The organism is Anaerotignum sp. MSJ-24 (assembly GCF_018918145.1).
Taxonomy (GTDB): domain Bacteria; phylum Bacillota; class Clostridia; order Lachnospirales; family Anaerotignaceae; genus Metalachnospira.
On the sequence record NZ_JAHLPX010000005.1, the window covers coordinates 96,176 to 117,576 of the forward strand.

Below are 21,401 nucleotides of genomic sequence, written 5' to 3' on the forward strand. Positions count from 1 at the left end.
GATAAATAATGAAGTGGTTGATAGCGTCAGATATACATGGCTCTGCCTTTTATTGCAGAATGCTTATAGAAAAATTTAAAGAGGAAAAAGCGGACAGGCTGTTGCTTCTCGGCGACCTTCTCTATCATGGACCGAGAAACGACCTGCCAAAAGAATATGCACCTAAAGCGGTTATTGAAATGCTTAATTCTGTTTCCGATGATATAATCTGCGTAAGAGGCAACTGCGAGGCAGAGGTTGACCAGATGGTTCTGAATTTTCCGGTATTGGCGGATTATGCCGTAATATGTGTCGGCGATAAAACGATATATGCAACACATGGACATCATTTGGATAATTTCAAAAATATCCGTAAGGATTCAATCCTTCTTTTCGGACATACACATATACCTGAAAATACGGAAAAGGACGGGATACTCCATGTAAATCCCGGCTCTGTGTCAATCCCGAAGCAGAATTCGCCGCATAGCTATATCGTTATGAACGATAACGGTCTTGAATGGAAAGACCTTACTAACGGCGAAGTCTATATGAATCATAAGTTTTAAACTATACTTTTGAAACGGGTTGTGAGAAAATCATAAAAATCATTTACCGCACTTTGCTCGTCATAAAGTCGGTCGGAATTTTTTACTATTATAATTTCTCTGCTGCATTCCGGTGATATGACCGGGAGCAGTTTAACTCCGTTTACGGTTGTTCCCCATGTATGTTCCGGCCAGAAACCTATGCCGTTTCCCGATGCAATGAAGTTTTGCACTGCGGCATAATTGTCGCTCTCAAATATAACATTGGGAACAAAACCGGCCTTTCTGCAAAAATCATCGCATAACATGCGGAATCTTCGTGTTCCGGCAAGACTTATAAAGCCTTCCGAGCCAAGCTCGGACAGTATAACGCCTTTTTTATCCGTCCATTTGCTGTTTTCCGGTACGGCAAGCATTATTCTTTCCGTTACCGTTATTGAAGAACCATGCGTTTTCTCATCATTTTTATTATAGTTTCCTATGCTTACGTCCCATAAATCCGTTTTCTCGTTCTGCACGACTGAAAATGATACGTTGGGATTTTTTCTTTGGTATTCAATTATGCACTGAGTGACAAATGTTGATGCCGCTAATACGTTTAATCTTACTGCGGAGCGGTTTTGGTCTGCAAGCATTTTTATTTCGGACGGCAGTGTTTCAAATACATTTAACGGTTCAATAATTCTTTCATAAAGGTATTTTCCGTATTCTGTGAGAGCTATGTTTCGCCCTTTTGGGGCAAATAACGGAACACCGAGCTCATGTTCAAGCTTGTGTATTGATTTGGTTAATGCCGGCTGTGCGATATGAAGAATCTCTGCGGCTTTTGTTATATGCTGTAATTCGGCTGTTGTTTTGAAGTATTTAATCTGTGTAAGTTCCATGATAAGCCTTTCATAACTAAAAGTTATTATTTTTATATAAATTATATATTTGTATTTATGATTGGTCAATGCTAAAATATGTGAGGTTCAACAAAAATAGGGGGTAGTAATAATGAATAAAGATTTGACGGTAGGTAAGCCGAGTACGATACTCTGGCAGTTCTGCCTGCCTTTGGTCGGAAGTATTTTGTTCCAGCAGCTTTATAATATAGCGGACAGCCTTGTTGCCGGAAAATTTATTGGTGAAAATGCTCTTGCAGCAGTAGGAAATAGCTATGAAATAACGCTTATATTCATTGCATTTGCTTTTGGTTGCAATATAGGTTGTTCAGTCATAGTTTCCCAGCTTTTCGGAGCAAAGGATTTTAAAACAATGAAAACAGCAGTATATACTACGCTTATCGCTTCTGCGGTTTTATGCGGAGTGCTTATGCTTTGCGGACTTACTTTGTGTGATTCATTGCTTAATCTGATAAATACACCACCGGAAATAATTGCCGATTCAAAGCTTTATCTCGATATATACATATTTGGTTTGCCGTTTATGTTTTATTATAATGTGTCAACCGGAGTTTTCTCGGCAATGGGCGATTCCAAAACACCGTTTATTTTCCTTGCCGCTTCGTCAACTTCGAATATAGTTGTGGATATTTTGTTTGTAAAAGCTTTAAATATGGGTGTTGCCGGTGTTGCATGGGCAACGTTCCTTTGTCAGGGCGTAAGCTGTATACTTGCGGTTATATTCGTTTTACGCAGACTTGCCAAAGTAGAAACTGAAGGTAAAATACAGAAATTCTCTTGGACTATATTGAAAAATATATCTATAATAGCAATTCCCAGTATTCTTCAGCAGAGTTTTGTTTCTGTTGCAAACATAATAATACAGAGTATAATCAATTCCTTCGGTGCAAGCGTTATTGCCGGATATGCGGCATCGGTAAAACTGAATAACCTCGTTATAACCTCGTTTACAACACTCGGAAACGGTATGTCCAATTATACGGCACAGAATGTAGGTGCCGGTAAGCTTGGACGAGTTAAGGAAGGCTTTGCGGCAGGCTTAAAGCTCATATGGCTGCTCTGTATTCCTGTTGTAATACTTTATCTTGTCGGAGGCAGATACCTTGTATATCTGTTCATGGAAAGCCCGACAGGTCCGGCAATGGATACGGCATTGCAGTTTATAAAAATAATAACTCCCTTCTATTTTGTAATATCAGCTAAACTTGTTGCCGATGGTGTCCTCAGAGGCGCCGGAATGATGAAGAAATTTATGATTGCAACATTTACCGATATGATATTAAGAGTTTTGCTTGCAAAAATACTTTCAGGCACCGGTTTCGGCACATCGGGTATATGGATGGCATGGCCTATTGGCTGGTCGATAGCAACGGTTATATCCATACTTTTCTATCGTACTGGAAAATGGAATAAAGTGCCGAAAGAAGCCGAAAATTAAATAATAATGCTTGAAATTAAGTGCCTTCATTCAACAAAAAGAATGAAGGCATTTTTCATAAATTCAGACAGTAAATTTGTTTGGCATAATTGTATATTTTTCTAATTTACAAAGACTTTACATTTGGGATTTATATGATTGTTTTTTCTAAAAAAGCTGTTATAATGATTTATGCAATCAGCATAATTTAACCTTAAAAATGATTTTTCAAGGGAGGATAAATCGTGAACATTATTATTGCAGGCAACGGCAAAATGGGTTCTTCTCTTACACGCCAGCTTTCGTCTGAGGGATATTCAATTACCGTAATTGATTCCAATGCTACGGTGCTTGAATCAATTGCTAATGATTATGATATTATGACTATCCAGGGCAACTGTGCGTCTATGGACGTTCTTTTGAAAGCAAATGTGGAAAGTGCAGATCTACTCATAGCGGTTACCAATCAGGATGAAACAAATCTTTTGTGCTGTGTTACGGCACATGTTTTAAATCCCGATCTTCATACCATCGCCCGTATACGTAACCCGGATTACAGCGAACAGGTATACAAAATGCATGAAATGTTTGCTCTTAATATGACAGTAAATCCGGAACGACAGGCGGCTAAGGAAATAGAAAGTCTGCTTAAATATCCGGGATTTTTACGCCGTGATACATTTGCAAAGGGAAGGGTAGAAATTGTGGAGCTCCGTATTGATGAAAACAGCAAGCTTTGCAATCAGCCATTAAGTTCCCTTCATTCAATAACAGGCTGTAAGGTGCTTATTTGTGCGGTACTCAGAGGTGGTACTGCGGTTACACCGAATGGCAACTTTATATTACAGGAAAACGACAGAATTTTTGTAACAGCTTCAATCGACAACATCAGTACACTTCTCGAAAATCTCGGTCTTATCAGACGAGAGGTTAAAAAGGTTCTTATATGCGGTGGCGGAAGAATAAGCTATTATCTTACACAAAAGCTCATAAAGAGCAGAATGGATGTAACAATAATAGAAAAGGACTTTGCCCGTTGTGAGTATTTATCGGAAAAGCTTCCGGAGGCAACTATTGTCCATGGTGACGCCAGCAGACAGAGCCTTCTTGACAGCGAAGGAATATTCAGCAGTGACGCTATTGTATCGCTTACGGGACTTGATGAGCAGAATATGGTTATATCCATGTATGCGTCTACATGTGATGTGCCAAAGGTTGTTACAAAGCTTGCACATCTCGAAAGCAGTCCGATGCTTAACCGTCTGCCGCTGGGAAGTACAGTAAATCCCATGCAGCTCTGCTGTAACACTATAATACGTTATGTAAGAGCGTTGCGTAACCAGACCGGTGCAGCTTTAAGCGTACATACCATTGCGGATAACCAGGTTGAGGCGTTGGAATTTCTTGTTGACGAAAACACAAAGCATTGCGGTGAACCGCTTAAAAATCTTAAGTTAAAACGCAATGTCCTGATAGCAAGTATTGTATATGCCACTAAAACCGAGATATTGAGCGGTGACTCAATATTCCAGCCGGGCGATACGGTTATTGTTGTTACCAGCAGACAGAATCTTATAAATAAGTTTAACGACGTTTTTGAGGAATAAGACTATGAATTATAAAATGATTGCACGGTTTATGAGCCGTATTCTTCTTATGGAGGCGGCATTTATGCTGCCGGCTTTGATTATAAGTGCAGTTGACGGCGTAGGAGATGCCGTTTTCGGTTTTGTATGCGGAATTTTGATTACTCTGGCTGTATCGGCTGTTATGGGTTTGGTCAGCCGCAATGCACAGCTTAAGTTTTATGCAAGAGAAGGACTTATTTGTGTAGGTCTTTCGTGGATTGTTCTCAGTATAATGGGCTGCCTTCCGTTTGTTATTTCCGGTGAAATACCGTTTTTTATTGATGCACTTTTTGAAACAGTTTCCGGCTTTACAACAACGGGAGCATCTATACTTCCGGAGGTGGAAAAGCTTTCAAGAGGCATTCTCTATTGGCGAAGCTTTACCCATTGGGTAGGTGGCATGGGAGTACTTGTGTTTCTTCTTGCCTTCAGCCCCGGAGGAGAAAAGGGCATCGGCTTTACAATGCATCTTCTTCGTGCGGAAAGCCCCGGACCGGATATAGGGAAGCTTGTGCCGCATATTAAAGATACGGCAAAAATACTTTATATTCTCTATGTTATTATTACACTGTTGAATATATTGTTCCTTGTGTTAGGAAAAATGCCATTTTTTGAAGCAATATGCACTGCTTTCGGAGCAGCCGGAACAGGTGGATTTGGTATTAAAAATGATAGTATGGCAAGTTACAGTCCGTATATACAGAATGTATGTACAGTGTTTATGCTTTTATTCGGCGTAAATTTCAGCTGTTATTATCTTGTAATGCTCAGACATTTTAAGAGCGTAATTAAGGACGAAGAAATCCGTATGTACTTCGGAATTGTTTTGGTAAGTATCATATTAATATCCTTAAATATAAGAGGCTTGTATCCTACCCTTGAAGAAACAATACGTCATGCGGCATTCCAAGTATCAAGTATAATAACAACAACAGGCTTTGCCACAACGGATTTTGATTTGTGGCCGAGCTTTTCAAAGGCTATTATATTGTGTCTTATGGTTGTCGGAGCCTGTGCCGGAAGTACCGGCGGTGGGCTTAAATGCGGTCGTGCATTGCTCATATTAAAGAGTCTTCGCCGTAACATTCATCAGGCATTAAGACCTAATCAGGTTCAGGTTGTAAGAAACAACGGAAGAAGAGTTGATGAGCGTGTTCTCAGAAATGCGGATGCTTATCTTGCGGCATACGTGGTTATAATAATCGCAAGCTTTATAATAGTGTCGCTGGATGGTTTCAGCATTACAACCAACTTTTCGGCAGTTCTTTCATGCTTTAACAATATAGGTCCCGGTCTTGATGCTGTCGGCCCGACCTGCAATTTCTCGATATACAGCGTTCTTTCAAAGCTTGTGCTCATTGCGGATATGCTTGCGGGACGTCTGGAAATATTCCCTATACTTGTACTTTTCTCAAAGAGTTCATGGAAACCAAGGTAACAAAAATGCCGCAGAAAATTTTCTGCGGTATTTTTTAAAGCTTATATTCATCTAAAAAGCTGTGTTCAACGCCTTTTGTTTTATATCCAACGAGTGTATCAACATTTACATCGTGTATACTGTTGAAAATGTTTGTTTCTATGAGCGGATTGTTGACTTTAAGCTGTTTTATAAGCTCTTTTGTTTCTTTTCTTTTTGACTTGCTTTCTTTGTTATCCACAGCTATGCTCTCGGTAAATTTACAGGCACACTGAAGAAATTCAAGCTCATTATAGTTTCGCCATGCAATGATGGAATCCTCATGTACACAGTATAACGGCCTTATTAATTCCATTCCTTCAAAATTGGTGCTGTGGAGCTTTGGACGCATTCCCTGTATCTGTGCTCCGTAAAGCATTCCCATAAGCGTTGTTTCTATTACGTCGCTGAAATGATGTCCCAGTGCAATCTTGTTACAGCCGCATTCCTTTGCTTTGCTGTATAAATGGCCTCTTCTCATTCTTGCACATAAGTAGCACGGATTTCTGTCCGTATTGTTTGCCACATCGAAGATATCCGTATCAAATATAGTAAGCGGTATATTGAGTATTTCGGCATTATCAAGTATTTTCTGTCTGTTTACCGCATTATATCCCGGATCCATTGCTATATATTTTACCTCAAATGGATAATCGCTTATTCTCTGGAGCATCTGCATCATTTTTGCAAGCAGCATGGAATCTTTTCCACCGGATATGCAGACCGCTATGCGGTCACCTTCCTGTATAAGCTCGTATTTTTTAACAGCTTCGGTGAACGGACGCCAAAGCTCTTTTCTGTATTTTTTGTTTATGCTTCGTTCTATCTGCTGACATCTTGTAAGCTCTCTTGCCATTGTTATTCTCCTAAATCAATTAATTCCGGAAATGTCTTTTATAACCTCGCCAGCAACAATAAGTCCGGCTACCGAAGGCACAAAAGAGATACTTCCGGGTACGGAACGCTTTGAGGTGCTTTCGTCATAGCCTTCCGGAACAGATGCTTTTATTGCCGGCTCTTTGGAATAAACCACTTTGACATTTTTAATTCCACGTTTTTTCAGCTCATACCGCATAACCTTTGCAAGTGGACAGACCGATGTTTTTGATATGTCGGCAACTTCAAACATTGTCGGATTGAGCTTGTTTCCGGCACCCATACTGCTTATGACGGGTACATTACACCTTTTTGCCTCTTCAATTATCGATAGCTTTGCGGCAACGGTATCAACCGCATCAACAACATAGTCGTATTTTGAAAAATCAAAGTCGTCTTTGTTTTCCGGAAGATAAAAACAGTTGTGTACTTCTACGACTGCATCCGGATTTATGTCGGCTATTCTGTCACGCATGACCTCTGTTTTATATTTGCCGATTGTGGAATGAAGGGCAACTATCTGACGGTTTATATTTGTAAGGCTGACGGTATCGTTATCAATAAGCACAAGATGGCCTATTCCCGCTCTTGCAAGCGCTTCTGCAACAAAGCCGCCGACTCCGCCGATACCGAAAACGGCAACGGTCGAGTTTTTAAGCTTATTAATATTTTCACTTCCTATAAGAAGCTCTGTTCTTGAAAACTGGTTTATCATAGTTCCTCCGTATAATCAAAGCTTTTCCCTTAATGACACTAAAAGCTCGTCCTTTGTTTTTGGTGCAAAGTGGCCTTCGACAGCGATAGTGAAATCAAGCTTTTCAAGCTCGGCTATTAATTGACTAAGCTTGTCACTGTGACCTATCCACTGATCCCTTACAAGCTCTTCGTATATGCTGTCACCGAGAAATACAACCTTTTCATTTGGGATATATACAATAACGCAGTCATCTATATGTGGACTTACAACATTTTTAAGTATACAGGGCTGATTGCCTAAATCTATTGTCATTTCTGACTTAAATTCAATATCGGCAGGCTTAACCTTTATTTCGCTTAAATCGGGATATTCCAATCTGATATGAGGTTCGCAGAATAAAGGAATTTTGTCCTCTGCAACATATTCGGTGAGCATATTTTCAGACCATTTCCACTCAGCCATTTCTCGGAGAAGAGCATTGGTTTTGTCGCAGGCAATGGATACGGCATTGAGATATGACAAGCCGTAGCTGTGGTCCCAGTGTGAATGGCTTATTGCGACAAAATCTGGCTCTTTTAATCCGTTTTCCTTAAGATGCTTTAAAAACAGGTTTACATTTGCCTTTGAGTTTCCCGATTCAACCATAAGAGAATATTTATCGCCCTTTATATAGCCCATTGCAGGTCTGTCGGTAGCTTCTTCGTGGTCGGTATAATAAACATTTTCGGATATTTTATGAAACATAATCTGTACTCCTTATCATTTGAATTTGGCATTAACACATTTCTCGATTAAAAAGCCTCTGAATTCTTCTGAATTGTCTGCTATAAAACCGTTTTTAGCGGCAACAATAACGCTTTTGGATTTTATTTTGAGAAGATAAAGGTTTGCGGTTTCGGTTACGGTTGTAACATCTGTGTAGTAGGTTTTTACGGCACCTTTAATCTGTTTTGTTGAGCCGATTATTTCGTTTTCATAGAAAAACAGGTGAGTTTCAAGATTACTGCCGTACTGTTTCTGATAGTTTTTGTACATCTTCTTTGCCGTTGATGATGCTTTTGTTGAAACCATGTAGAGCATGAATGCACAAGCGGCATAAAATATTGCGGAATAGACCATCTGACCGGTACGGTTATATACAAGACCGAGAACAAAAAACACGGCTGCTGCGGCAACACAGTATATTCTGTATCCGACCGATACTAAGGCTCTGTTCATTTCCTGCAATACACTCATTGTATATATACATGTATTAGAAAAAAGCGGTTCCATAAATTATACTCCTTTTGTGTTATTTATTAATTTTGTTATATAAAAAATATTTATTTAAATTATGCGAATTAAAAATTAAACAATATTGTTCTTATGTAAAGACACAATTTTTACACACGTTACACATTATACCATAAATATATATTTTGTGCATTTATTTAATGGACAACAAAAAATGCGTTTGATATAATTTAATTACAATAAATATGAGAAAAGTTAATATTAATATATATCGAAAAAGAGGAGTGATAGTAATGAGCAGCAAACTTGATCCTAACAGCTTAAATATGAGCGGTTACAGTATCGGAGAAATTCATCTTGGACAGAAGGCAAGCGTAACAAAAACTATCGAAGCAGCAGATGTATATACATATGCCGGCATTATCGGAGACATCAATCCCGTTCATGTTAATGCAGAGTATGCAAAAACAACACGTTTCGGAAAAAGAATAGCTCACGGTATGCTTACAGCATCATTTTTCTCAACAATCGTAGGTATGCTTATTCCCGGTGCAGACGCAATTTATTGCGGACAGACACTTAAGTTTACGGCACCCGTATACTTCGGCGACACAATTACAGCAGAGGCTGAGGTTACAAAAATTATTCCCGAAAAGAGAATGATTGTTATGAGCACAATCGTTAAAAACCAGGACGGAAAAATTGTTGTTGAAGGCGAAGCAACAGCAATGGCAACAAAACCCGAAGAAACAGCAGAATAAAATCTGATATGTTTACAGCTCTTTGAGATTACTCAAAGAGCTGTTTTTTGCCGAAAAAAAGCCCTTCCGTTTATACGGAAGGGCGAATAATTATCAATCTTTGAATGTTGCAATCTTCTCAAATAATATTTTGTTGAATAAATCTCTGTCTGCATCAAGTGCAACATAGCAGTTATCGGGAAGGTTATGGATATGACGAGTATCAACGATAGTCATACCGTCGGCAAAACCACCGCCCATATCAACATCAACTCTTGTATGGATTACGTTCTTAAGAACTGCCGGATTTAAGAGATATGCAACGCAGAGAGCGTCATGGATAGGGCATAAATCGGGCTCTGCAAGAGGCTGAAGAATGTTGTATGCTCTTGTACGGATTTCGATAAGCTCTGCAAAAAGATCGCCGACAGATGTATGTAAATCACGATACTGCTGTGCTTCGCTGAGTCTTGTAGATGCCGCATGTGTTGCGTCAAGAGGAACAAGAGTGATTTTTGCACCGCTGTTTAAAACGATTTCCGCAGCTTCGGGATCCTTCCAGATATTGAATTCTGCGGCAGCAGTTGAGTTTCTTACGTCATGTCCGCCACCCATGATAACGATTTCTTCGATGTTGTCAACTAATGAAGGTTCTGCACGAAGAACGATAGCAATGTTTGTAAGAGGTCCTACGGGTACGATAGTAACCTTTTTGGAGCTGTTCTTGATTGTGTTTATATACCATGTTACGAAGTTTTCATCAACAGGCTTTAATACAGGCTCGGGAAGGTTGAATTTTTTAGGATGGTAACAGATCTCCTCTCCGTTTTCATCAAGCTGGATTTCAGCAGTCTTTGGATTTTTGTTTCTTCCTGCAAGAAGGTCACGTACAAGCGGCTGGGCTGCACCCTTAACAACGGGAATTTTATCTTCCATCTTAAGAAGTTCGATAATCTTAAGTGTGTTTGTAAGTGTATCGGAAAGAGGTCTGTTTCCGTTTACCGCACATACACCGAGTACATTGAGTTCTTCTGAGAGAGCTGCAAGCATTATCGCACAAGCGTCATCTGAACCTGTGTCAACGTCTAAAATTACATTTCTTGCCATAAATAATTCCTCCATTTTAAAAATTAACAGCGGTTGCTGTTTAGTTCACATCAATAATTCTATTATAAAACAAAATATCGTTTTCATCAATTAATTAAAAAAATCACAATATACATTTTGTTTTTTGACCGAAAAATTACGCATATATTTCCGGCTTTTATGCACAGTATTATGAATTTTATTAAGTGAAGATTTTTTTGGACGGCTCTTAAACCTTGATTTATCGGGAATTTAAGGTTTTTGGCGTTAAAGTGCGTTGGTATAAAAATGTATAGCTTAATGAAAAAAAGAGAGTTGTATTTATATAAAATAATTATTTTTACAATATCAATATACGGATTGTACAAGCATATGTGCATTTTGGTTTTTAAGTTCTTTTATTTTGCTTATTACAAACGAAATTTTGCGATAGTAAAATTTATATAAAGAAATGAGGTGCTTTTATGGATTTATTTTCAATTATACTTATACAGATGGTTATGCTTGCCATATATGTACTTGTCGGAATAATAGGTATTAAAACCAAGGTTATGAACAGAGATGCTCTTGAGTACATATCGAGATTTATTATGAAGCTGTCTTTGCCTATTATGATATTCACAAATACACTAAATGGAGCAACATCAAGAGAAGTAATAGAAACTCTGCCTATGCTGTTGATTGCATTTTGTATGTTTGGATTTATGTTCTGCGTCGGAACGGTTGTCAGCAGAATATTTAAAATGAAGGGCGACAATAAACAGCTTTATAAGGCACTTATTATGTTCGGAAACGTCGGTTTTATCGGAATACCGCTTATTGCATCAATTTTTCCGGAAAGAGGTATGCTTTATATTGCTATATTTACAATCGCAGATCAGGGTCTTCTTTGGACGGTAGGAATGCAGCTTACTACACCGGAGGCTAAAAAGACAAAGGGAAGCATTGCACAGACTGTTAAAAAGATGATAAATCCGGCGATTGTCGGAATACTTTTGGGTGTTGTCGGAATATTTGCCGGAGTAAAGCTGCCGACTGTTATTGATTCCACACTTACGAAAATAGGAGCAACAACAACTCCGCTTTCAATGATTTATATAGGCGGTCTGTTTTGTTATGTTGACATAAAGCAGTTTGTTAAGAAAGCGGAGTACTATGTTATTCTTTTGCTTAAAATGATTGTATTTCCCGTTTTGCTCTATCTGGTTATAAGAAATATGTCGTTTATAAGTGAAGAAATAAAAATAACGCTTCCTATTCTTGCCGGACTTCCGTGTATGTCATCTGTTGCCATGTTTGCAAATGCCAACGGCGCAGACGGAGATTATGCGATAGGTGCTATTTTTGTAACGACAGTTGCATCGATGGCGACTCTTCCGTTTGTAAGCTATGTCATAGGAACAGTATTTTAATATAAACCGAATAATTAATTTTAATTGCCGTATGCAGTATATTGTATACGGCTTTTGCCTTAATTTTAAGAAAAAAATAAAATATAAAATGTTCTCATATAAAGACTAATATGTTATACTTAATTTAGAATATTATTTTGCGTCTGCCGGAGGTGATAGGATGGAGGACCAGAGCCTTAGCTCAATTTTAAGAACGTTGAATTTTGCAAATATGACTAAGCCCGAAATGAGCATAGTTGACATAATTGATATTTTAATAGTTGCCTATATAGTCTATAAAATAATTACATGGGTAAAGGAAACAAGAGCGTGGACATTGTTTAAAGGTATCGTTGTTATCTTTCTGCTTTATGCGGTTGCGACAATGCTCCAGTTGAATACTATACACTGGCTTTTATCAAAAACTATTTCGGTAGGTATTATTGCTTTCGTAATACTTTTTCAGCCGGAAATGCGTAAAGCCCTTGAACAGCTCGGTAACGGACGAATGATAAAAGGCTTGTTTAAATTTGAATCGCAGGATATGGACAGCAAATTTGAGGAGCAGATAATAGAGGAAGTTGTTACTGCGGCAGAAAAAATGGGCAGTGTAAAAACAGGTGCGCTTATTCTTATTGAGCGTCTTGTTCCTCTGGGCGATCATATACGTACAGGTATACAGATTGACGGTATTGTTACAAGTCAGCTCCTTATAAATATATTTGAACATAATACACCGCTGCATGACGGTGCGGTTGTTATCAAAAACGGTAGAGTTGCTGCTGCGGCATGCTTCCTTCCTCTTACAGATAATAAGGTGAGCATGGAGCTGGGAACAAGACACAGGGCAGCTATCGGAGCAAGTGAGGTTTCCGATGCCGATATAGTTGTTGTATCCGAAGAAACAGGATATATTTCTTTGGCAAGGGGCGGTACTTTATATAGAAATATTACTCCCGATGAGCTGAGAAAAATGCTCACGACCTCCAAAATGGAAACGACGGGAGTACGAAAAAAAATAATACAGTGGAAAGGCAGGCGATCTGATGATGAACAAAAGTAAGTTTACCAAGGATATCGGCTGGAAACTGCTTTCCCTCATTATTGCAATAGGCTTGTGGTTTACTGTAATCAACACCGAAAATCCTCTTGAAACAAGAACATATACGGCGGCTATACAGCTTCAGAACAAGGAATCGCTTTTCGAGAGAGGTTATGTGGTTGTAAATAATGATGAGCTTACATCTACCAGAGTTACGGTAAGACTGAGAGGACAGAGGCTTGCATTGGACACTCTTTCAAAGAGCAATACAAGAGTGCAGGCGATAGTTGATCTTGAAAACGTAATATATTCCTATGACGGAAATCCTGTTTCCGTTCCGGTAAGCATAGTAATTCCCAGTGTTGTGAATAACAGCTTTGAAATACTTTCAAAATCGCTCCAGAGCGTAACGGTTGATATACAGCCTTATGTAAATCAGGATTTTGAGGTTGAGCCGGTTGTAGAATATACACAGGAAGGCAGCTCCAATACTGGCGAGCTTATAAATGCGGTTGCTTCTCCGGGAACGGTAACTGTATACGGTGCAAAAAGCATAGTCGGAAAGATTGCTTCGGTTAAAGCAACGGTAAAAACAGATAATGTTTCTAATGATCTTGTAATAACTGCACCACCGGTTGCATATGATGAAGATGGTGTTCCTATAAATGATGTGACATTCAGTGTTTCCGAGGTATCAATTAAGATAAGTCTTGATGATATGAAAAATGTGGATATAAACGAAAACATTGAAGGAACTCCGGCTTCGGGATACAGTATTTCCGGAATATACATTGCTCCGGACAACATTGATGTTGCCGGCGATGAAAGTGCGTTGAGGTCAATAAGAAGTATAGAGCTTCCCGAAATAGATATAAGCGGTGCATCTAATAACATAATAAGAGAGTTTAAGCTGGAAGATTATCTTCCTGACGGAGTAAGAGTTGTCGGAAGCAGTAATTCAACCGGTTATGTTACGGTTACAATAATTATGGAAAAAGATATTCAGAAAACAATTACTATACCGACAGATAATATTTCCGATAACGGAACAACTCCGGAAGGCATGATAGCTCAGATAGAAAGTGGAAATATTGTGTTCTCCGTAAGCGGCACACAAAGCGATGTAAACGATATAAGTGCCGATGATGTTAAGGCTTATGTTGATTTGAGCGGTTACAGCGAAGGTACCTATGAGAATGTACCGGTGCAGATAGTGCTTCCGGACGGAGTTATGCTCGTCAGTGATGAACCGGTATATGTAAGTGTAACATTGTCATAATTATTATGAGAGGAAAGGCTGATGGTATTTTCCATAGGCTTTTCCTCTTTTGGGTTTTGGAGGTTTTTATGCTCAGGGAATGGGTACAGTCCATAGTTGAGGCTGTGATTATACTTTTGGTTTTGTTTGTTTTTCTCTGGCCTGTCAGCATAAACGGAACATCAATGCAGTCTTCGCTTGAAAATAAAGACAGAGTTTTTATATCAAGATTTTCAGCATGGACTGACAGCTTTGGAAGAGGCGATATAGTTGTTTTTGATGCAGAGGATTTTGATGAAAATATGGTCAAAAGAGTTATAGCTGTCGGCGGAGATTATATCGAGATAGCAGACGGCAATGTTTATGTAAACGGAGAAATGCTTGACGAGGATTATATAGCAGGCAGTACATACGGAGATATAAAATTGAATATTGACAATGACCAGATTTTTGTTATGGGCGATAACAGAGAGAAAAGTACAGACAGCAGATATTTCGGAACGGTAGACAGAGATGACGTTTTCGGAAAGGTTATAATGCGGTTCTTTCCTCTTAATAAAATAACAATATTTGAATAAGCAGTCATAAAAAGCCTCCCGGTGACTATATTATAATAGATTATACTTGGGAGGTTTTTTATGTCGTTAGATACCAATACAGATATATTAAAATTTGACAGCAGAGGCAAAGGAGAAACAATACAGATAATGACGGAAGGTGAAATGATTGTTCCGGACATTAACCCCGACATTTATCAGATACTGAAAACAGAGGAAGACGTAATTATCGACAGAGTGAGAGCTGAACAGGGACGTATAAATTTTGCAGGACGGATATGCTGTAATGTGCTGTATTACGGAAGAAAAACACAGTATCCGTTAAGCTCCATGAAATCTGAGCTTACCTTTGATGATTACATAATGTCGGAGGATATAACCGAGGAATCCGATGTTGACGTTTCTGCCGAGCTTGTACATACGGATTACAGAATGGTTAATGACAGAAAAATAAGCGTAAGGGTTGTTACGGCTATAAAGGCTGTATGGAATAAGAAAAATACGGTTTATGCCGTTACTGATATAAGCGGAAACAATGCAGTTCAGTGCCAATACGGTTCTATCGGCACAGGAGGAATAAAGGAGCGTAAAACAGAAGAGTTTAATATACATGAAGAGCTTGCGATACCTTCCATAAAGCCCGATATTATACAGATACTCGAAGTGTCGGCGGCTATACAGCGTAGGGATATGCGACCAAACGGAAACAGCCTTGCCGTCAGCGGAGAAATAAAAATAAATGTGCTTTATATTTCCGATTCGGAGAATAATGCCGCAGAGTCGGCAGAGTTTATTGTTCCGTTCAACGGTTCTGCGGAAATCGAAGGCAGTGAAAACGCATTATATATGCCGAGATTGCAGATTAAAAAGGTATCGGCGGATATAATGGCTGATGAAAACGGAGAACCGAGAATTATTTCTGTTGATATACCTGTTGAAATAACGGTCAAGGAATTTTCGCATGAGGATAAAAATATACTTGAGGACGCATATTCTCTGTCGATACCCATTGAAATACAGCGTGAGGATATAAGCTATACCGATGTTGTCGGAAAAAATATGGCACAGGGAGTATATCGTACCGTTATGACAGCCGAAGATTCACAGCCTGATATAATGCAGGTAGTTAAGGCTTGGTGCAGTTTGAGAGGAATAAAAGCCTCATGTGCCGAGGATAAGGCTCAGGCGGAAGGAATCGCGGAAATAAATGTAATGTATATAGCAAAAGACGATGAAAGACCGCTTGATGTTATAGAAACAATACTGCCGTTCAATCAGGAAATAGAAATAAATGGACTTAATGAGAATTCGCAGCTTGATATAAATGCAGTTGCAGAAGATTTAAGCTTTTCGATGCTTTCGGAAAAAGAGGTGGAAATAAGACTTACCGTAAGCTTTGATGCGGTTGCCACCGATATGAAAAATGGGAGTATAATAACGGCTGTGACCGAAAGCGAAAATGAACAGCCGTGTCAGCTTAAAGGCGGTGCGGTTATATATACTGTTAAGAAGGGTGATACACTCTGGAATATAGCGAAAAAGTACCATACAACGGTTGAGGATATTGTAAAAATAAATAAAATAGAAAATCCCGATTTAATTTATCCCTGCCAAAGACTTTTGATTTTTAAGAAATTTGTATAACTATTTTAATCGAATTAAAAGACATATCGGTTGTATAGATTATTTTAAAAGTATATAATAAACGTACACATAAGAGGTTTAATTTGAAATACCGAAAGGAAGGAATAACGTGAAGAAATTACTTTATATATCCGTATGTGCGGTTATGCTTTTTTCTATGGCAGGCTGCAAATCAAACGGAAATTCAAATAATGCGGACAATAATACAAACAATGAAATACAGCAGGACACCGAGCAGAATAACGATGCTGCTTATGCGGAAACAGTAGCGGAGTATTTTCCGACAGATTCAAAATACAGATTGTATAACGGCTATGCAGAGGCCGGTTTTGAAATTAAATATTCCGGAAAAAGTGAAAATAAGGAAACCGGCAGTGTAACGTACAGCTATGACGGTGCAATGTGCGACGGAATGGGAAGTGAAGGAGAACGAGTTTTTAAGGCTGTTTATATTGTAGAGGATAACTCGGTTATAGAGAGTGTTGAAAACAGCGATACAAATGCCTCAAGCTCAAGAAATGTGTATTCTATAATTCCCGATTTTATAGTTCTTAAGGGTGATATTCAGGTTGACAACAGCTGGGAACAAAGAGTTGATATTGACGGAAAGGGCTATATTGGCACAACAACAATAATCAATGTTACAGATGACAGCTTTACAACAAGAACCGAAATACCTATGGCAGGTTATAAAAACAATACCTATACAGAGGAAAGAACATATAAAAAGGGTGTCGGAATAACTGCATTCAACAATACACCCTATGGTTCTGACGAAGACGATACACTTATATTCGGATATGGTTTTTCAACCGAAAATGACAGATCGGTAACAGGCGAAATATAATTATTTAAGTCGAAATTTTGTCATTGCAACCGCACCTTCTTGTGCGGTCAGCGATTTCGACTTTGTTGATACTGAAAACGGCAATACGTTTGCCGTTTTATTTTTTTGCAAATTTCTGCCTAATGTCCGATATTAATGATATAATTAAAGCATTAATGTAGAGGAGCCGTCTGCCATGGAAGATAGAGATTGCAAATATATACTGGATGAAATACTCAAGATGACCGATGATGGTTTTCTTATAGTTGATAAAAACGGGATAATAATAGAAATGAATGAACAGTACTGCCGTTTTATCAAAAAGGCTAAGGAAGAAATCATAGGTAAACCGGTCGAAGAAATACTGAAAACAACAAATCTCAAAAAGCTAATTGAAATAAAGGGAAGAGAACAGGGACAGATAATAAAAATCGGCGAAGATACGGGTTTTTCACAGGACATGCTGACTATTGTCAACAGAGGAGCCGCCTGTGACGAAAACGGAAATGTTATCGGAGCTGTTGCACAGGTGAAGTTCAGAATACAGACTGTTGAGTCTGCCGAAAAGCTTACGGAAAAATATAATGAGCTTGAATTTTATAAAAACGAATATTTTAGAATACAGAACGAAAGAAAATATTTTGAACAGGCAATAGGAAACAGCGATGAGTTTGAGGCAGTCAAAAGACAGGGCCTGAAGGCCGCAAAAACCTCTTTTCCGATATTTCTTACAGGTGAAACGGGAACAGGAAAGGAAACCTTTGCGTCTGCAATACATAATGCCAGTGCAAGAAATGATAAACCCATGGTAAGCGTTAACTGTGCAACAATGTCACCGGAAATGCTGGAGGCAGAGCTGTTCGGATACATCGACGGCAGAAAAGGAAAAATGGAGCTTGCTGACGGAGGTACTCTGTTTATTGATGAAATAGGCGATATGCCGCTTAATGTACAGGCAAAGCTGCTTAATGTTCTTCAAAACGGAGAAATGGAAAGAGCGGACAGAAGCAAAACGGTAAAGATTGATGTAAGAACAATAACGGCGGCGAGAGAAAATATTGAAGAGATGATAAAAAACGGCGAATTCAGAGAGGATTTGTATTACAGGCTTAATGTAATAAATATAGAAATGCCTCCGCTCAGAAACCGAAAATCCGATATACCGCTTTTGGCAAAGCACTTTCTCGATAATTTGAACAATGAATATAAAACAAGAATAGTGCTTTCGAAGGAAGTTCTGGATTGCCTGAGAAATTATTCATGGCCGGGTAACATACGTGAGCTGGATAATGTAATAAAAAGTGCATATGCTGTGTGCGACTCATTCAGAATAAAGATTGTTGATCTTCCGCACAAAATAAAAATGTCAGAAAATGATAAAAATGCGTTGGCAGGCAACAGAAAAAATCTCAAAGAATACGTGAACGAATATGAAAAAAGCATTATAATGGAGGAGCTGTGTAAAAACGGCTGGAATTGTAGGGAAACGGCAAATGAGCTTGGTATTCACAAGAGTTTGTTGTATAAAAAGATAGAAAAATATAATATAGACCTCGGAAAAGAGCGTTATGAAAGTAATAAATAGATATATTTTCATTTCGATTTGTAACAATTTTTGATTAAATATATTTGCGATTGATGCTTAGAAAGCAGTACATATAATTATAAACTTTACAGAATGAATTATCTATGTTAATTTTATATATATGGTTTTTATACATATATATACATCATTACATTATAAGGGAGGATTTTTTTAAAAGTAACCTAAAACTAAATTAAAACAAACATAATTGTAGAAAGGAAACGTCATGAAGGAAATTGGCTTGAAAGACAAACTGAAAGGTGAGAAACTTAGCAGCCCCAAAACATTGACGGGTGCAGCAATGCTTGTTGCACTGTATACCATATTATCATTTTTTACATTTAAACTAAGCACAACGCTTGAAATAGGCTTTGCATATCTTGCACTGGCTGTATGTGGAATGATGTTCGGTCCTGTTATTGGGGGAATTGCCGGTGCAGTAGGAGATACGCTTGGATTTATTGTAAGCCCTAACGGAGCGTTCTTCCCCGGATTTACGCTCAGTGCATTTATCATGGGCTTTATTTACGGAATTGTGCTTTATAAAAAGCCGCTTACACTTAAAAGAATAATGCTTGCGTCATTTATTGTAATGTTCGTATGCAATCTCATTCTTACACCAATCTGGCTTAATATGATGTATGGAACCAACCTTATTGCTCTTCCCAGAATAATAAGAAATGTAATTATGTATCCGATAAACACAATTTTAATGTATGCTGTTCTCAAATGTGTATGCAGCGTAAGAAAGTTGGAAGCCTGAATATGGTTTTAAGCCCTGAGATTTTAGAGAATCCCGGGGCTAAATTTATATAATTATAAGGATAAAGGAGAATTGTTTATGTCAGAGTATAAAAGCGATATTGAAATTGCACAGGAAACAGAGCTTCTTCCCATTGAAGAAGTTGCCGCAAAAATCGGTCTTACAAGAAAAGACCTTGAGCTTTACGGAAATTATAAAGCAAAGCTTGATTATACCGAATTAAGCAAAAAAGAGGATAAAGCAAAGCTTATTCTTGTAACAGCTATTACACCTACTCCTGCCGGAGAAGGAAAGACAACAACTGTTGTCGGCCTTGGCGATGCACTTAACAGAATCGGCAAAAAAACCGTTATTGCACTCAGAGAGCCTTCACTTGGACCTGTTTTCGGTGTTAAGGGCGGTGCTGCCGGCGGCGGATATGCACAGGTTGTGCCTATGGAGGATATTAACCTTCATTTCACAGGTGATTTCCATGCAATCGGTGCGGCAAACAACCTTCTTGCGGCTATGATAGATAACCATATTTTCCAGGGCAATGCACTTGGACTTGATGTAAGAAAAATCACATGGAAACGCTGCGTAGATATGAACGACAGACAGCTCAGAAGTATTGTCTGCGGTATCGGCAGCAGAGTAAACGGTATTCCCAGAGAAGACGGCTTTGATATTACCGTTGCTTCCGAAATTATGGCTATCCTTTGTCTTTCAAAGGATATAACAGACCTTAAGGAAAGACTTTCAAAGATAATTGTAGGCTACACAAGAGACGATAAACCGGTTACAGCCGGACAGCTTAATGCACAGGGAGCTATGGCGGCTCTTCTTAAGGATGCAATTAAGCCCAATATCGTTCAGACACTTGAGCATAATCCCGCTTTAATACATGGCGGTCCCTTCGCAAATATTGCTCACGGCTGCAACAGTATAACAGCAACAAAGCTTGCACTTAAGCTTGGCGATTATGTTGTAACAGAGGCAGGCTTCGGTGCTGACCTCGGTGCTGAAAAATTCCTTGATATTAAATGCCGTAAGGCCGGCTTAAGACCTGATGCGGTTGTAATCGTTGCTACTGTAAAGGCACTTAAGATGCACGGCGGAGTTCCTAAGACAGAGCTCGGAGCAAAAAATCTTGAAGCACTTGAAAAGGGTATTCCCAACCTTCTTAAGCATATCGAAAACATTACACAGGTTTACGGACTTCCGGCTGTTGTTGCAATCAACAGATTCCCCAATGATGATGAAGAAGAGCTTAAGCTTATTGAAACAAAATGCAAGGAGCTTGGCGTAAACGTAGCTCTTTCTGAAGTATGGGGCAAAGGCAGCGAAGGCGGCGTTGAACTTGCTAAAGAAGTAGTAAGACTTGCGGAAACAGCAGAAAACAATTTCAGATTTGCATATGACGATGATATGTCAATCGAAGAAAAGATAAATGCCATTGTAACTAAGGTTTACGGCGGTGAAGGAACAGACTTTACACCTGCCGCAAGAAAAGAAATGGCAAGACTCGAAGAACTCGGATTCGGAAAATATCCCGTATGTATGGCAAAAACACAGTATTCATTCTCTGATGATGCCACAAAGATGGGCAGACCGACAGGCTTCCGTATAACAGTAAGAAACATGAAGGTTTCTGCCGGAGCAGGCTTTATCGTTGTTCTTACAGGCGATGTTATGACAATGCCGGGCCTTCCCAAGGTACCTGCCGCTGAAAAGGTTGACGTCGATGCAAACGGCAAGATCAGCGGATTATTCTGATAACGGACGGTGTAA

The 21,401-nt window shown here is 38.9% G+C and carries 20 protein-coding genes; 14 read left to right on the plus strand and 6 right to left on the minus strand.

Annotation, left to right across the window (positions count from 1 at the left end):
• Positions 1–8 precede the first annotated feature (8 nt).
• Positions 9–548 carry a phosphodiesterase gene (gene yfcE, locus KQI66_RS04845; protein ID WP_216427554.1) on the plus strand — a complete coding sequence of 180 codons (540 nt, stop codon included), beginning with the start codon at positions 9–11 and terminating at the stop codon, positions 546–548.
• Here yfcE and KQI66_RS04850 read toward each other — a convergent pair.
• Positions 545–1,411: a LysR family transcriptional regulator gene (locus KQI66_RS04850; protein WP_216427555.1), complete on the minus strand. Its 867-nt coding sequence runs from the start codon at positions 1,409–1,411 to the stop codon at positions 545–547. The genes yfcE and KQI66_RS04850 overlap by 4 nt on opposite strands.
• Before the next feature lie 112 nt (positions 1,412–1,523).
• On the opposite strand from KQI66_RS04850, the gene KQI66_RS04855 reads away from it, so the two are divergent.
• The 3 genes from KQI66_RS04855 to KQI66_RS04865 all read left to right on the plus strand — a co-directional run bounded on the left by KQI66_RS04855 (position 1,524) and on the right by KQI66_RS04865 (position 5,915).
• Positions 1,524–2,870, plus strand: a complete 1,347-nt coding sequence (locus KQI66_RS04855; RefSeq protein ID WP_216427556.1) for an MATE family efflux transporter — start codon at positions 1,524–1,526, stop codon at positions 2,868–2,870.
• Positions 2,871–3,094: 224 nt separating this feature from the next.
• Positions 3,095–4,456: a Trk system potassium transporter TrkA gene (trkA, locus tag KQI66_RS04860; RefSeq protein ID WP_216427557.1), complete on the plus strand. Its 1,362-nt coding sequence runs from the start codon at positions 3,095–3,097 to the stop codon at positions 4,454–4,456.
• A 4-nt stretch (positions 4,457–4,460) separates the two neighbouring features.
• Positions 4,461–5,915, plus strand: a complete 1,455-nt coding sequence (locus KQI66_RS04865; protein WP_216427558.1) for a TrkH family potassium uptake protein — start codon at positions 4,461–4,463, stop codon at positions 5,913–5,915.
• Between the two features lie 34 nt (positions 5,916–5,949).
• On the opposite strand, the gene KQI66_RS04870 is transcribed toward KQI66_RS04865, so the two are convergent.
• Genes KQI66_RS04870 through KQI66_RS04885 form a run of 4 tightly spaced genes read right to left on the minus strand, consistent with a single transcriptional unit; the run spans position 5,950 to position 8,778 of the window.
• Positions 5,950–6,789: a tRNA 2-thiocytidine biosynthesis TtcA family protein gene (locus tag KQI66_RS04870; protein ID WP_216427559.1), complete on the minus strand. Its 840-nt coding sequence runs from the start codon at positions 6,787–6,789 to the stop codon at positions 5,950–5,952.
• 15 nt (positions 6,790–6,804) lie between these two features.
• Positions 6,805–7,524, minus strand: a complete 720-nt coding sequence (locus tag KQI66_RS04875) for a tRNA threonylcarbamoyladenosine dehydratase (RefSeq protein ID WP_216427560.1) — start codon at positions 7,522–7,524, stop codon at positions 6,805–6,807.
• A gap of 15 nt (positions 7,525–7,539) precedes the next feature.
• Complete coding sequence (locus KQI66_RS04880; protein WP_216427561.1) at positions 7,540–8,250, minus strand: MBL fold metallo-hydrolase; 711 nt, start codon at positions 8,248–8,250, stop codon at positions 7,540–7,542.
• Positions 8,251–8,265: 15 nt separating this feature from the next.
• Positions 8,266–8,778 (minus strand): YcxB family protein, encoded by a 513-nt coding sequence (locus KQI66_RS04885; protein ID WP_216427562.1) that lies wholly within the window; start codon positions 8,776–8,778, stop codon positions 8,266–8,268.
• Positions 8,779–9,032: 254 nt separating this feature from the next.
• Between KQI66_RS04885 and KQI66_RS04890 the strand changes: the two genes are divergently transcribed.
• Complete coding sequence (locus KQI66_RS04890) at positions 9,033–9,500, plus strand: MaoC family dehydratase (protein ID WP_216427563.1); 468 nt, start codon at positions 9,033–9,035, stop codon at positions 9,498–9,500.
• Positions 9,501–9,593: 93 nt separating this feature from the next.
• Here KQI66_RS04890 and KQI66_RS04895 read toward each other — a convergent pair whose 3' ends face one another.
• Complete coding sequence (locus tag KQI66_RS04895) at positions 9,594–10,586, minus strand: nucleoside hydrolase (protein WP_216427564.1); 993 nt, start codon at positions 10,584–10,586, stop codon at positions 9,594–9,596.
• Positions 10,587–11,029: 443 nt separating this feature from the next.
• Between KQI66_RS04895 and KQI66_RS04900 the strand changes: the two genes are divergently transcribed.
• From KQI66_RS04900 to KQI66_RS04940, 9 genes are all read left to right on the plus strand, one after another.
• On the plus strand, positions 11,030–11,977 hold the full coding sequence (locus KQI66_RS04900; protein WP_216427565.1) for an AEC family transporter: 948 nt from the start codon (positions 11,030–11,032) through the stop codon (positions 11,975–11,977).
• Positions 11,978–12,137: 160 nt separating this feature from the next.
• A complete protein-coding gene (cdaA, locus tag KQI66_RS04905; RefSeq protein WP_253287679.1) occupies positions 12,138–13,019 on the plus strand; it encodes a diadenylate cyclase CdaA in 882 nt (293 codons plus the stop codon).
• Positions 13,003–14,277, plus strand: coding sequence for a CdaR family protein (locus tag KQI66_RS04910; RefSeq protein ID WP_216427566.1), 1,275 nt, complete (start codon positions 13,003–13,005; stop codon positions 14,275–14,277). Before cdaA ends, KQI66_RS04910 begins: the two co-directional genes overlap by 17 nt.
• 68 nt (positions 14,278–14,345) lie before the next feature.
• Entirely contained in the window at positions 14,346–14,834 is a 489-nt protein-coding gene (gene lepB, locus KQI66_RS04915; RefSeq protein WP_216427567.1) for a signal peptidase I, read from the plus strand.
• 60 nt (positions 14,835–14,894) lie between these two features.
• Entirely contained in the window at positions 14,895–16,457 is a 1,563-nt protein-coding gene (locus tag KQI66_RS04920; protein ID WP_216427568.1) for a DUF3794 and LysM peptidoglycan-binding domain-containing protein, read from the plus strand.
• Positions 16,458–16,566: 109 nt separating this feature from the next.
• Positions 16,567–17,304 (plus strand): hypothetical protein, encoded by a 738-nt coding sequence (locus KQI66_RS04925; RefSeq protein WP_216427569.1) that lies wholly within the window; start codon positions 16,567–16,569, stop codon positions 17,302–17,304.
• A gap of 175 nt (positions 17,305–17,479) precedes the next feature.
• Positions 17,480–18,868 carry a sigma-54 interaction domain-containing protein gene (locus KQI66_RS04930; protein WP_216427570.1) on the plus strand — a complete coding sequence of 463 codons (1,389 nt, stop codon included), beginning with the start codon at positions 17,480–17,482 and terminating at the stop codon, positions 18,866–18,868.
• A gap of 241 nt (positions 18,869–19,109) precedes the next feature.
• On the plus strand, positions 19,110–19,631 hold the full coding sequence (locus KQI66_RS04935) for a folate family ECF transporter S component (RefSeq protein WP_216427571.1): 522 nt from the start codon (positions 19,110–19,112) through the stop codon (positions 19,629–19,631).
• A 78-nt stretch (positions 19,632–19,709) separates the two neighbouring features.
• Positions 19,710–21,386: a formate--tetrahydrofolate ligase gene (locus tag KQI66_RS04940; RefSeq protein WP_216427572.1), complete on the plus strand. Its 1,677-nt coding sequence runs from the start codon at positions 19,710–19,712 to the stop codon at positions 21,384–21,386.
• Positions 21,387–21,401: the final 15 nt, after the last annotated feature.